This window comes from Desulfomonilia bacterium (assembly GCA_036567785.1).
GTDB lineage: Bacteria > Desulfobacterota > Desulfomonilia > UBA1062 > UBA1062 > DATCTV01.
On record DATCTV010000062.1, the window covers coordinates 303,088 to 316,614 of the forward strand.

Consider the following 13,527-nt stretch of genomic DNA (forward strand, 5'->3'; position numbering starts at 1 on the left):
GGAAGTCAGACAAGTTAAACGACTTCGCCTGTCAGGGTGTTTTTGTTGCCGCGCGTTATTTTTACCACGGCCTCATGGCCTACAAGGGACAGGGGCCCCACGAAATTCACTATCGTATTATGGGTGGTGCGTCCGAATATCTGAGAAGGATTTTTCTGGCTCGGCCCGTCAACGAGCACTTCAAATGTCTGACCTGCCCTTGAGCGGTTTATCTCAAGCGTTATTCTGTTCTGAATGGTCTGGAGGATTGAAAGCCGCTCCTTTTTGAGCTCTATAGGGACGTCATCCTCGATACCGGCAGCAACGGTGCCGGGCCTTGGCGAATATTTGAACGAATAGAGCACATCGAACCTTACAGCTTCGATCAGGTCGAGAGTTCTCCTGAAATCATCATCGGTTTCCGTGGAAAACCCTACCATTGTGTCCGCGCTGAAGGCGATATCCGGCCTGGCCTTCCTGAGTTCGCTCACAAGCCTTAAATAGGAATCAAACGTATAGTTGCGGTTCATCGCCTTCAGTACCTTGTCAGAGCCTGACTGAAAGGGCAGGTGGATATGGCTGCAGAGATTGTCGAGACTCGCAAAACAGTCGATGAGTTCGGGACTCACATCTTTAGGGTGTGAGGTTGTGAATCGTATCCTTGTTATGCCGTCAACTTCAGCAATCTTTTTGAGAAGCGCCCCGAAACTTATGCCCCCTGCATACGAGTTCACATTCTGCCCGAGAAGGAAGATTTCCTTTACGCCCCTCTCTGCATGTATCCTTACTTCATCGATTACATTTCTCCAGTCGCGGCTGATCTCTCGGCCCCTTACATAGGGAACGATGCAGTATGAGCAGTAGTTGTCGCAGCCCTGCATGATGTTTATGTATGCCCTGTGGCCTGGACGGATAAAAGATTTCTCCGGAATAAGTTCAAGAGACGGGATGAACTCGGAGAAAGCCGTATGGATTTCCTGAGAGCGGGATTCTCTGACATTCTGAACGATCTCAGGAATTCTGTGAAGCTGATGAGTGCCTACAACCGCATCTATATACGGCATCTTTGCAATAAGAGCTTCGCCTTCCTGCTGGGCCACGCAGCCGGTGACGATTATTGTTACCCCGGGCCTCTTCTTCTTAAGATACTTGAGCCGCCCAAGATTGCTCAGAGTCTTTTCCTCGGCCTTTTTTCTTACCGAACAGGTGTTCAGGATTATTACATCGGCGTTTTCGGAATCGGTTGTTTCATTGTAGCCAAGCCCGGCAAGGGATGAATAAATTTTCTGGCTGTCCAGGTCGTTCATCTGGCAGCCATAGGTGAATATCTGAACTTTGCCCTTCATTCAGGATAAAATGGATCAGGCGTCTTTCCCCATACCCAGAGCTGACCGTCCGCAGTCCTGAAATAAACAAGACCTTCGGCGCTCACAATGGTATAATCAAAAACAAGGCCGGCAGGGAATACCCCTTGCGTGTCGGGATTGAACCACTGGTCTTCTCCGGCAGCCGGTGACGGATTATATCTGTATTTGCCTACCCATATTCTGCCTTTCGGGTCTTTTGAAATTTTGGACACGCTGCTGATGTCAATACCCGTTGGCGTTATATCTGAGGAACTCCATGTTATTCCATCAGGTTTGTAATATTGCATAAGCTTACCGTTATCAAGCAGGGCGAAGATGTTAAGCGGACTTGACTTCGCAACCACAGAAAGTGTTTTTTCACCTGAATCAGATGGGAGATGCTCCCAGTTCATGGCGTTTGTAGTGCAGTAGTATACGCCCATAGAGGTTGCGACCGCGGAAAGACTGCCTGAATTATCGGCATTGTATGATTCATAGGGGATCTGATTTGTAAAACCTGTTGTTATTGTATCAAACTTCCATAAGCCCGAATCTGCCGAGATCCAGATATTGTCGTTGATAAGAGTGAGACTGTTGACGGAGTCGGTTGGGCTTGTTGTCTTTGTATATACGATATCATCCGCCGATGAACTGTGATCGACCAGTGATAAACTGTCACCGTTCATATAGCCCCCCCATATAACATAAGAGGTAGCGTAAAATATTGAATAATATATGGGATAAATTGCTTCCAGAGGGTAGGTTCCACCCCAGCCCATATCAATTTTGAACATTACGGATGTGAACATCTTTACATTGTTTGAGACAGTTCCGTCACTGTTCTTGTCGCCGGACACCACTGCAAATATTCCGCCGGACATTGTATTCACGTCATAACTTATGGATTCAGCTGTTGCAGGGTTTGCGTTCATAAGCTGTATGATTCCTCGGGCTGAAACATTAATTATGAAACATGCCGTCTCCGTCTTATCATCCAGTTTGTCTCCGATGGTGCATGTCACGGTATAGGTTCCCGGTGTCCGGGGAGCCACCCAGTACAGACCATACAAGCTGGTAACCGTTCCCGGTGTTATAATATTTCCGTTGCCGTCCTGAAAGTAGCTGTCTGAACTGTCACAATTCCAGGTGTACGTCATGGGAGGATTGTTGGTCAGACAGGACACTCCCAGGACTATTTTCTGTTCGGTGACAGGGTAACGGTCTGAAAGGGAGACTGACGTAATATCAGGCCCGTCAGCGGAACATGCGGCTGAAAGCAATATGAATAATGAAACAAATATAAAGTCAAGCTTTCTCACAAAAATTATTCCTCCATACCGGGATTGAAGGGTTTCATATCAGATAGAGATAAAAGCTTCAAGTTGTGATAAAAGATATACAATCAATATTTAATATCCCGAGGGACTTTATGATACTTGGCATTGATGTCGGCGGTACTCATACTGATGTTGTATGTATCAGCAAGGGAGAGGTTGTTTCATCCATGAAGGTGGAAACAGCCCCCGATATTGTCGAATCAATCACTGCAGGGGTTTCATCCATGAATATCGATTACGATGGCATCAAGAGAGTTGTACTTTCGACAACCCTTACCACCAATGCGATAATCGAAAACAGGCTTGAAAGGGCGGGGATGTTTGTGAGTGCAGGGCCCGGCGTCAATCCTAAATCATATTTCCTCAACAGGGATTTTCATCTTATTGAAGGCGCCATAGACCACAGGGGCAGGCAATATATACCTCTCGATGAGCCTGGAGTGGAGCGTGCCGCGCGGCTGCTCAAGGATTCGGGGATTGATTCGGTCGGCATAGTATCGAAATTTTCGGTAAGAAATCATTATCATGAACTCAGGATAAAATTCATGATAGAAGGAAGGTTCAAATACGTTACAATGGGGCACCAGATGAGCGGCAGCCTCAATTTTCCAAGAAGAATCCATACGGTATTTTTTAATGCAGGCGTTCTGCCTGTTCAGGCCCGTTTTGTCTCTTCAGTCAAAAAAGCATTTGCCGGACTGGGAATCAAATCCAGAATTCTCTTTTTGAAGGCGGACGGCGGGACATTCTCTTCATCTGCCGCGGAAAGGCTTCCTGTTGAAACAATCATTTCGGGACCGGCAGCCAGCATAATGGGGGCTTTTGCATTAAGGCCGGATGAAAAATGTGCCGCAGTGCTCGATATTGGAGGCACCACGACTGATATAGGGCTACTTGCGCTTGGCCTGCCCGTATTCGAACCGAAAGGCATAAGCATTAAAGGTCTCAAAACCCTTGTGAGAGGCCTGAAAACAGTTTCAGTCGGTGCAGGCGGCGATTCGGCTGTTATTGTCGATAAGGGAAATATACAAGTGGGCCCCTCAAGAAAAGGGCCTCCGTGCTGTCTGGGCGGAACTGTTCCCACGGTAATGGATGCCTTGAGGGTGCTGGGCTATGTAAAAACAGGCAGCGAGGATAAGGCGGTAAAAGCCGTAAGCGATATTGCTTCGGCCTGCGGGATGAATGTCGAAGAAACAGCAAAGACTATTATCAGACAGATGGTGGGCATAATAAAAAATGCGTACACGGATTTTCTGGAAGATGTGAATGCGAATCCTGTCTATACCATATATGAAATGCTTCATCCTGAAACCGTCAAACCTGAGAAGATTATACTGATCGGGGGTCCGGCACTAGCGCTGAAAACATTTATTGAGGAGGAGTTGGGCATACCCTGCGTAGTACCTGAAAATTATGATGTTGCAAATGCCATAGGCGCAGCGGTCTCTAAGACGACGGCCAGGATAACTCTCCTTGCAGATACCCAGCGAAAACAGATGATATGCCCTGAACTTGAAGCTGAAGATATAATACCTCCCACGTATATGATTGAAGACTTGAAAAGCAGCGGGGAAAGACTCTTGAAAAAAAATGCTGTTTTTCTTGGCCTTGCAGATGACTACGGAATTGATGTCGTTGAAGAGCAGTGCTTCAACATGGTCAGCGGGTTCAGGACTGTGGGCAGGAATATGAGGCTCAAGCTCCAGACCAGGCCCGGGATCATACCGGAATTCAGAAGAAAGGCTTCAGGGTGAAGACAGGAAGGATCAAGGCAAAAAACAGAACCGGGCTTATTTTCTTTCCGGCCTATGACTGGGAGATATCGGCCTTCCATCCGGAAAGGAAAGAGCGCCTTCTTTACACCCATGATCAGGTCATCGAGGAGGGGTTGCTTGACATTGAAGGGATAAGCGAATTCAAGGCCGGAATTGCAACGGATAAGGACATATCAAGGGTTCATTTCTGTCTTCCGGACATAGATTCGGTTATAACGGATTCCCACAGGATATCAGCGGGCGGCTGCATCGAGGCCGCAAGGCTTGTGCTTGAGAAGAAGGTGGACAGGTCATTCGCACTTGTAAGGCCTCCAGGTCATCATTCCATGCGTGTCGTCCACGGTTGCAGGGGTTTCTGCAATATCAACATGGAAGCGATCATGGTTGAATGGATCAGGACGAATTACCCGCATATCAAGAAAATTGTTATCGTAGACACCGACTGCCATCATGGAGACGGCACACAGGATATTTTCTGGCATGACCCGGATATACTCTTTATTTCCGTGCATCAGGATGGAAGGACGCTCTATCCCTGGTCCGGATTTCCTGAAGATCTGGGCGGTTCAGGGGCGAGGGGGATGACGCTGAATGTGCCGCTTCCTCCCGGAACGACCGACGACGGATTCATATATGTAGCTGAAAACCTGATCAGGCCGATACTCGATGAATTCAAACCTGATATTGTCATAAACTCGGCCGGGCAGGACAACCACTATTCCGACCCCATCACCGACATGCAGTTCACTGCGGGAGGTTATGCAAGACTCACCGAAATCGTTTCCCCTGACATATGCGTCCTGGAAGGCGGCTATTCCATAGAAATGGCCCTGCCGTATATCAATACGGGCATAATACTTTCCCTTGCAGGCGTGGATTATTCATATCTGAAAGAGCCTGATTTCAGGCCTGACAGGTTCAAGCAGGCCTCAGTCGAGATGAAGTATATTGCAGGCTTATGTGACTCGATGCTTAATTACTGGCGCAAGAGGCAGGGAATACCCCTGAAAAAGGAAGGCATAGTCGAGCGCCGCAAGACCGTAAGATATGACACCGACAATATAGTTGACAGACAGGCCGAGTTTAAGAAGATGTGCGACTGTCCAGGGGTATTCAGGATTGAGACAAGGGCGTCAACCGGAAACAGCGCAACCTGTGTTCATATACCGAGGGGCGCATGCGAAAGTTGCAGGTCTCAGGGTATTGAATGGTTTGATTCTGCGGAAGGCTTCGACTTCGTGCAGATGCAGGACATGGACAAGGACATATTTACATCGAGAAAAGGATGAAGATCAGAAGGAAAAGAAAAGTGGTGCTGGCCCTTGGCGCAGGAAGCGCGAGGGGGCTTGCCCATATCGGTGTGCTGAAGGCCCTGAAAGAGGCCGGGATCCCGATAGATGCGATTGCCGGAGTATCCTTCGGGGCGATAATTGGCTCATTGTACAGCATTTACAGGGATATAAACGAAGTTGAAAAGAGGGTCAGGGAATACATGGATTCACCTTTTTTCAAGGACGCTCAGAAAGAGATAAAATCAATGGAAAGGGAATCGGCCCATTCGTTTTTCGAACGCATTCAGGCGACATTCAAAAAAGGGTATTTCTATACCAAGGCGGTCAACAATCTATCAATTCTGACCCAGGAAACGTTTGTCATGAACATGAGACTTCTCGTAGGAGACAGGTCTTTTGAGGATATGACGATACCGTTTAAATGCCAGGCGATTGATCTCATTACCGGCGACCCGATTGTGTTCTCGGAAGGCAGCCTGTGCGGTGCTCTTCAGGCAAGCAGTGCCATCCCGGGATATTTCCCTCCCATAAGCATGCATGATATGCTGCTGGTTGACGGAGGAGTGGCGGAGATGGTGCCTGTACACCTGGCGAAGACATTTAATCCTGACTACATAATCGGCGTGAATGTGAGGAAAGGTATTGAGCCTCTGACTGATCCCGATAACGAACTGAAAAACACCTTTGATGTTATTTTCAGAAGTTATGACATAACCAGGGATTTCATGGACATCTATCTGTGCAATGATCTCGACTGTGTCATCACCCCGGAAATCCATTCTCAACACTGGTATGATTTTGACCGCATCGATTATTTTGTGGAACAAGGCTATAAGGCGGGCAGGGCCAAGATAGATGAGATTAAAAAGGATATCTACTGGTTCTATTGATTCCAACTCTCATTCAAGCACTACCTTTGTCGGCTGCGTCGGAATGCTCCTCAGCATACGTTAAAGTATGCTTGCGTCGCCTCCTCCTGGCCTCCTCGATATCATCTTGAATGAGGGTTGGAATATATGAAAACCATGATAAAAAACACAGACTCCTGCGATTTTTAATATTTTGATGTCAGATAACTAACCGGATAAGTTTGAAAATCAAGCTTTCAAACTCCCAATAGATAATGTTTAAAACATTCTTATTGAAATTTTAATGCAAGATTATTAGAGTGTTAGGGTGATACTCTCAGATTATTCAGCTTTCGCGATAACCATAAAACGGTTGCCCTCAATTGTTTTTTTATTGATTTTTTCATGCCTTCTTTCGATAAATTGCAGTTCCCTGCATCCGGATCGACCTGCCTTCAACAATGGAGATCCTGAAGGCGCGATAAGCGCACTTGACGAAAATATCAGAGTTAACCTGGAGAAGCAACGGATCCCCGGTGCGGCCGTCGCTTTGGTACATGATGGCCGCGTTATATTTTCGCAATGCTACGGGTATGCAGATACCAGAAAGAAAGTTCCCATAACAGAAGACACTTATTTCATGATCGGCTCGCTCACAAAATCCTTTACTGCACTGGCGATACTTAAACTCATAGAACAGGGTAAAATCGATCTCAATGCCGATATAAGGAAATATATCCCCGATTTTTCCATCAAAAACCTTGATGGTGGTGAAACCACGATCACGGTGAATCATCTTCTCACACATACGTCCGGGCTTATGATTGACTATTACCTGCGTGATAACGGCAAGGAAATTCAATCCGATACCGAACTTCTCTCTCAAATAAAGGATGAATACCTCTGTTTCAAGCCGGGCTCCGCCTCAAAGTATTCGAATGTCGGATACCGGCTCCTTGGAATCATGATCGAGAGGGTTACCGGTGAACGATTTGAAAAATATATCGAAAAAGAGGTTTTTAAACCGCTTGGTCTGCGCCAGACCTCTTTTCTTTATACTGATGAAATCGCTGCTCATATGTCCAAGGGGCATAATGGAAATACGGAGATATCGAGGATTGACAACGAAGACAAGCCTGCGAGCGGTCTGTACAGCACACTCAGGGATCTTACTGTGTTCTTGAGGTTTTTGTCCTCAAGTTCCAATGCTTCAAATGCAGAATTTAACAGCAGCCGCATAGTGGGTTCAATCATGAAGAATGCTGATCTCACCATCGACACGTTTTATGATAACACGAACATATACTCTTCCGGATGGTATTTGAATTCCTATCAGTTCAAAGGCATACGTACGACAATATCCGGAAGTGGCAATATCAACGGTTTTTCCTCTGCGATGACTTACATTCCAGAAGAAAGACTCGGAATAGTGATCCTCACGAATTCGTCTGTCGGATGGAAAGCGAACATGGAAATCATCGCAAGGGGACTTGGTGGCATCATTGATTTATACAGGGTCACCGACACCCAATATCCTGTTTGTGAAAATAAAGAGATAAAATTCACAGAGGATTATGAATCCTTGTGCGGGCGATATGAGGGTTTTGGCCCTATTGTCGATATTTTTCTGAAGAAAAATGGATTATACGCGAAATTTAAAGGCCCTGCGGCCCTTCTTATTCCGGAAGGTGATGGCGTTTTCAAACCGGTACTTCGAATTCTCTTCATGGATTTGGATGTCGCACGGTTTACCGAATATGAAAGTATACGGTTCAGGTTCGCGAACAACCGCAATGGGGATAAATTCCTGTATATGGAAGCACAGGAAGGCGAATCTACATTTTCCATTCCACTCCATCATTACCGGAAAAACCTTATTCCCAAGTCTTACAACCGCTATTATGGCATATGGGCACTTGACGGGAATGAGACTTATCCGGATATACTGAAACTTTATCTGCCGTCGAATAGGCTGTCTTTTTTCGAAAAGGACGGATGGCCCATGATCAAGATAAATACCTGGATCGGGGAAGGACAACTGCTGCTTGTCCCTCTCTCGGAGAATCTGGCTCGTATTGCCGGATCCGGGGAAATTGTCAAAATTAATGAAGATACCATGAGCTATATCGGGCTTTCATTTAAAAAGGTACAGTGAAGCAAACTAAATGGATAAGTGTCATGTGGTGTCATGTAGAGTACGCTGATGATAATATGACAACAAATTTAATATTCATATTATCATCAGCGTCCCTCGGTTTGACCATGATAGATACGACCTGATATTTAGATGGTCACCATTTGAAGAATTCAATTCAATGATTCAGAAATAGAACTTGACTGAACAATATATGATAATTATAAATTAATTATGACAGAATTTTCATGGGACCCTAAAAAGAACCTGTCTAACATGAAGAAGCATGATGTCTCCTTTGAAGAAGCGGAAACAGTTTTTCTGGATGATTATGCAATCAGATATTTTGATCCAGACCATTCAGATAAAGAAGATAGATTCATAATGCTGGGGATAAGTGCAACACTGAGGATTCTGGTAGTATGTCATTGTTATTTGAAGGATGACTCGGTCATAAGAATTATTTCAGCCAGAAAGGCCACAAAGAATGAAGAAGATGCCTACTGGAAGGAGCGCGTATGAGAAAAGAGTATGATTTCAGTAAAATGAAAGGTGAAAGGAATCCTTATATTAAGGACCTTAAATCCCAGGTTACTATAAGGCTAGAAAAAACCACTATTGAATATTTTAAGCAGCTCTCCAAAAAAACAGGTATGCCTTATCAGAATCTTATTAACTTGTATCTTAAAGAATGCGTTGAGATGAAGAAGGAACCTTTAATCAGTTGGAATCAATCCGGACAAGCAACGGTTTAGGAATATCTCTGTGTCTGGCCGCGAAATGGAACAACTGATTAATTTTTTCAAGAATAAAGACCAGGCACCCTTTGTTTTCCGCTGATATGAGATTGAAGTTTTTCAAAATAAATTAAACCCTATCATTTCGATAAGTTCCACAGCCAACCAAAAGATTAGAAAAAAATAATTATTTTAATGGTACAAGCCTTTCACTCCTCAAGGTCTTATATATAAGAATTTAAAAAATGACTTCGGAGAAAGTATGGCAATGGAAAGTATGAAACGCTTAGGCGAGGTGAAACATGACTGAAGAAATGTCCGGCTTATCTGAAAAGAGTTCTTGCATGTTGAAAGATCAGAAACGAGCAGTGAGAAGACATCATCGCCGCCGTCTAATGAAAAAGCGTGGTGAATACTGGTGGGGGCATAAACTTGAAGATCCTGAATTGGGAAAGGTGGCAAGAACCCCAACACCATGCTCATGCTGGACATGCGGAAACCCGAGGCGACATTTCAAAGAGGCATCCATTCAGGAACGAAGGCTTGCAATGTCGGTAAGGAAGTCTGTCAATGCCCTTAGAAATTCCGAGACAGCTTAATGAAAAATGAAGCCTACTGGATCGATCCTGAAGGTGCAATCCTGCCTGTCGGGAGGACGCACATTCAGGAGATTATAGATATGCCCGAAAGATTCGAGCTTACGACAGATGAGGTAAAATTGGAATTCCTCAAAGAGAGTGAACCCGTGGGTCATGAAGGTAAGGCAAGAAACAGGATAATGCTGGCGCTTATAAAAAAAGGATGGATAAGAATCAGGCATGGTAAAAAGCCTGACGGCTGGAAGATACAATGCTGGCAGCTTGATGAAAACACTAGAGCAAGGATCGAAGCATGGATTTCAGGGATGCAGGACGGGACCTGTGACAGGACCTCAGGACAATCGGAGGTGTTCATCAACCAGCTGAGTATTTCAGATGTTAAATGTGACAGAGTAACCTTAATGAAATTTACCCGATGAAAAAAGGGGCCCTAGGTAATGGCTCAAAAGTGTAATAATGATCGATGCCAATCGAACTCTCGCTTGATTATACCAGAAAATGAAGAGACATCTTAGAGTATCCGGGGTGCTGAAGAGCTTGTCGCATAATGTTCAACGATGAATATCAGGAGAAGCGATATATGGAATTTTTAAGAAGGTATGGTAACCGGGAAGCAAACACAAATGTAATACATGATATCGTTGCATACATTCAGAAAATTGATGACTTGAGCCTCGAAAGAGCTTTCGAGGTAGCTGGCAGTGAAGATTATGTTTTTGCAATAATTCCCCTTTTTAAGGATCAGTCTGACGAAGCATTTTCAAGACTGGAATCTGCAAGAAAGGATATTTTGTTTGAAAACAAATTGTGCGACTGGCGCAACCGAAGATATTTCCCGTGGGGATTTTATTCCCTTGATGGTGGATATTGCAAAATAAATGAAGAACTTGAACACATATCAGTAAAGCTTGTGTATGCTTTAAAAAATGAAAAGATAGGTGATTTTTTCAGCTTCCTGTCAAATGAAATTAGCAAGAACGGCAGAGATTTCCTAATCAAGGATATAGACGGATTTGTTAAAATTATTCATCATGACGGTTCGATTACAGACATGGGAGTTTATTCCGATGAAGAAATCGATGGTTTTGTTGGGAGATTTCTAGGTAAGGGTGATTTTAGATTTTATTCATCATCCTTCAACTATTCCAGCGGGGGTGATGCAATGTGTCATTCACCCATGGTGACAAAGAGAGACAGGTACAGAAAGCTGTTTGACGATTTGATGAGTAATGGACTGGTATTTAAGAAAGACTAAGTTCAAAATCTACAATATGAAAAGGAGAAAGCATGAAGATCATTCCAGGACAAAAAAAAGATATCAAAGAGATTGAATTATGGTTTTCCATAGATATGGGCTTTTCAACTAAGAATAAAACCTGTGGAATTTTTTATCCAGAAGGTAAAAAAGAAAATATTATTTATGGTAACTTATTTGATGAATTTAAATCATTCGCCAAGGAAGAGAAAAATAAAATAGGCTTAATAATCGAAGCACCATTATCATATTATCTAGATGAAAAAGGAAATCCAAAAGGGCGTGAAAAACCAAAAGAAAAAGATGGGGAAAAAACAAGATATTGGTACACTGGATCAGGTAGCTCTGTCTTGATAGCTGCTTTGATGTTACTCAAAAAAATACATGATCATAAAGATGATAAAAAAATAGTATATCTTTATGAAGGTTTTTTATCATTTAAAGGAAGACCTGATAACGAAAAAAAATCAAATCATTATGATGATGCTGAAAAACTATATGAACAGAGAGGTGAGGTTATTGAACCTGCGAGTGACTATATTGGAATAATGTCACTTCTTAGTAATGATGAAAATGCTAAAAAAGCACCAAGTATAATTGTGAGTTCAGAGAGCCAAATATAGTTGATCAATATGAACAAAACTAAAGAAGACAAACCAAAAGTCGGCATTATATTTTCAGTTGAGGGCCAGGTACTCATTGACAGCACTTCTGTTAACGAAGCAGAAAAAACTTCAGATTATATTGACCATCCGCGTGCCCACAGCGAATTCTGGGAAGCGCTTCAGGAGGTATGCCTTTCAGAAGGGATTAGACATACAATCACAGAAACAGATTATGACTATTACCCGCGTGGAAGGGTGGTTTACTCTATAAAAGATCGGATGTTCTTCGTATATCTTGACAGGTGCATAATAGACAATCATGAACTGGTGGACGAAATTATAAGCAGGATGAACCTTTCAAAAAAAAGATGCAGGGTGACCACTGACTTTCATTATCAGTGCGCTTTCTGCAACAGAAACTATGTTCTCAGCCGGTAAAGGAAAGTCCACTGTGGCAAATAGCAATAAAATTATAACAAATGATTTCCCTTTAATTATGAATTAGGGAAAGGAGGTCTTCTAATGTTGGAATATGATGTCAAAATTAAGCCGTGTCAGACCTTTATCCTTGCAAATATTAAAAAAATAACATCTTCCATGAAACATCTCAAACTGCTCATATCTGCGATTGATTATCAGTTTAATAAAACCACGGAAACTTATCATATCCTGCTGAAATCTACGCATTTATCCAGGTGCCGAAGGCTTTGTTTCAGAGAATGTCATAATCAGTATTGTCTATCTGTCAGATCAGATTGCAAACAATGTAAAATAAGCTGTCAAGCAAAGCCTTTTTTGATTCTGCTCAACAGCTCATCAGTTTACAAACTATTATTATTTCGCTCCTAATCCTCCATCGACCGGGAATATGCCGCCGGTGATATAGTTCGAGGCATTGGATGCCAGGAAAACCGCCAGGCCTTTGATTTCGTCCTCGTCGCCCCACATCCTGAGCGGAATTTCATTTACTATTGCGTCAAGTATTGGCTTCATTTCAGGCTTGAAGACATAGGCCATCATGTCGGTCTTGAAGAAGCCTGGCGCCATGCAGTTGACATATATCTTGTAGCGGGCAAGTTTAACGGCAAGATTCTTCGTAAGGACTTCGACTGCTGCCTTTGAAGGGTTGTAGGCGACTGCAGGATGCGCCTCTTCCATGGAGCCGCGTGAGCCGTAAATGGACGACACGTTTATCATCTTGCCGCCTCCCTGATCCTTCATGATCCTCGCAACCTTCTGGCAGATTATCCATACGCCTCTCGTGTTCACGCTGAATATCTTGTCCCAGGCGTCCAGCGGAAAATCAAGCGTCGGCGCGCCCCAGGTCACACCGGCATTGTTTACGAGAACATCAATGCGTCCGAATTCCTTCATCGTCGTGTCAACCAGCGCTGTTATATCAGCTTCAGATCCCATGTCGCATTTGACGGCAAGCGATTTCACGCCAAGGGCCGACAGTTCGGCTGCCTCTTTTTCACAATTCGCAAGTTTGCGCGAGGCAATGACAACATTACTGCCCGCTTCCGCAAGCCCTTTGGCGATGAACGAGCCTATGCCCCTGCCGCCGCCTGTTACTATGGAAACCTTGTCTTTAAGGTCGAATAAATCTTTTACGTTCAT

14 protein-coding genes are annotated in these 13,527 nt (G+C 44.0%); 11 read left to right on the plus strand and 3 right to left on the minus strand.

Features of this window, described 5'->3' with window-relative positions; translation table 11 throughout:
- Positions 1 to 14: 14 nt before the first annotated feature.
- Together miaB and VIS94_17345 are read right to left on the minus strand one after the other, a co-directional pair.
- On the minus strand, positions 15 to 1,325 hold the full coding sequence (miaB, locus tag VIS94_17340; protein HEY9162844.1) for a tRNA (N6-isopentenyl adenosine(37)-C2)-methylthiotransferase MiaB: 1,311 nt from the start codon (positions 1,323 to 1,325) through the stop codon (positions 15 to 17).
- Positions 1,322 to 2,644, minus strand: coding sequence for a hypothetical protein (locus tag VIS94_17345; protein HEY9162845.1), 1,323 nt, complete (start codon positions 2,642 to 2,644; stop codon positions 1,322 to 1,324). The genes miaB and VIS94_17345 overlap by 4 nt, the downstream gene beginning before the upstream one ends.
- 110 nt (positions 2,645 to 2,754) lie before the next feature.
- Between VIS94_17345 and VIS94_17350 the strand changes: the two genes are divergently transcribed.
- The 11 genes from VIS94_17350 (at position 2,755) to VIS94_17400 (ending at position 12,345) form a co-directional block, all read left to right on the plus strand.
- Positions 2,755 to 4,416, plus strand: coding sequence for a hydantoinase/oxoprolinase family protein (locus VIS94_17350; GenBank protein ID HEY9162846.1), 1,662 nt, complete (start codon positions 2,755 to 2,757; stop codon positions 4,414 to 4,416).
- On the plus strand, positions 4,413 to 5,726 hold the full coding sequence (locus VIS94_17355; protein ID HEY9162847.1) for a histone deacetylase: 1,314 nt from the start codon (positions 4,413 to 4,415) through the stop codon (positions 5,724 to 5,726). The genes VIS94_17350 and VIS94_17355 overlap by 4 nt, the downstream gene beginning before the upstream one ends.
- Complete coding sequence (locus VIS94_17360; GenBank protein ID HEY9162848.1) at positions 5,723 to 6,619, plus strand: patatin-like phospholipase family protein; 897 nt, start codon at positions 5,723 to 5,725, stop codon at positions 6,617 to 6,619. Before VIS94_17355 ends, VIS94_17360 begins: the two co-directional genes overlap by 4 nt.
- A 286-nt stretch (positions 6,620 to 6,905) precedes the next feature.
- Complete coding sequence (locus tag VIS94_17365) at positions 6,906 to 8,732, plus strand: serine hydrolase domain-containing protein (protein HEY9162849.1); 1,827 nt, start codon at positions 6,906 to 6,908, stop codon at positions 8,730 to 8,732.
- Positions 8,733 to 8,945: 213 nt separating this feature from the next.
- Positions 8,946 to 9,233 (plus strand): BrnT family toxin, encoded by a 288-nt coding sequence (locus VIS94_17370; GenBank protein ID HEY9162850.1) that lies wholly within the window; start codon positions 8,946 to 8,948, stop codon positions 9,231 to 9,233.
- A complete protein-coding gene (locus VIS94_17375) occupies positions 9,230 to 9,466 on the plus strand; it encodes a CopG family antitoxin (GenBank protein ID HEY9162851.1) in 237 nt (78 codons plus the stop codon). The genes VIS94_17370 and VIS94_17375 overlap by 4 nt, the downstream gene beginning before the upstream one ends.
- A gap of 377 nt (positions 9,467 to 9,843) precedes the next feature.
- On the plus strand, positions 9,844 to 10,047 hold the full coding sequence (locus tag VIS94_17380) for a hypothetical protein (protein HEY9162852.1): 204 nt from the start codon (positions 9,844 to 9,846) through the stop codon (positions 10,045 to 10,047).
- The gene (locus tag VIS94_17385; protein ID HEY9162853.1) at positions 10,047 to 10,466 is read left to right on the plus strand and encodes a hypothetical protein; all 420 of its coding nucleotides are present in this window, start codon (positions 10,047 to 10,049) and stop codon (positions 10,464 to 10,466) included. The genes VIS94_17380 and VIS94_17385 overlap by 1 nt, the downstream gene beginning before the upstream one ends.
- A gap of 161 nt (positions 10,467 to 10,627) precedes the next feature.
- A complete protein-coding gene (locus VIS94_17390) occupies positions 10,628 to 11,302 on the plus strand; it encodes a hypothetical protein (GenBank protein HEY9162854.1) in 675 nt (224 codons plus the stop codon).
- Between the two features lie 32 nt (positions 11,303 to 11,334).
- Positions 11,335 to 11,925, plus strand: a complete 591-nt coding sequence (locus tag VIS94_17395) for a hypothetical protein (protein HEY9162855.1) — start codon at positions 11,335 to 11,337, stop codon at positions 11,923 to 11,925.
- A 9-nt stretch (positions 11,926 to 11,934) separates the two neighbouring features.
- Complete coding sequence (locus VIS94_17400) at positions 11,935 to 12,345, plus strand: hypothetical protein (GenBank protein ID HEY9162856.1); 411 nt, start codon at positions 11,935 to 11,937, stop codon at positions 12,343 to 12,345.
- 396 nt (positions 12,346 to 12,741) lie between these two features.
- Here VIS94_17400 and VIS94_17405 read toward each other — a convergent pair whose 3' ends face one another.
- A complete protein-coding gene (locus tag VIS94_17405) occupies positions 12,742 to 13,527 on the minus strand; it encodes a glucose 1-dehydrogenase (protein ID HEY9162857.1) in 786 nt (261 codons plus the stop codon).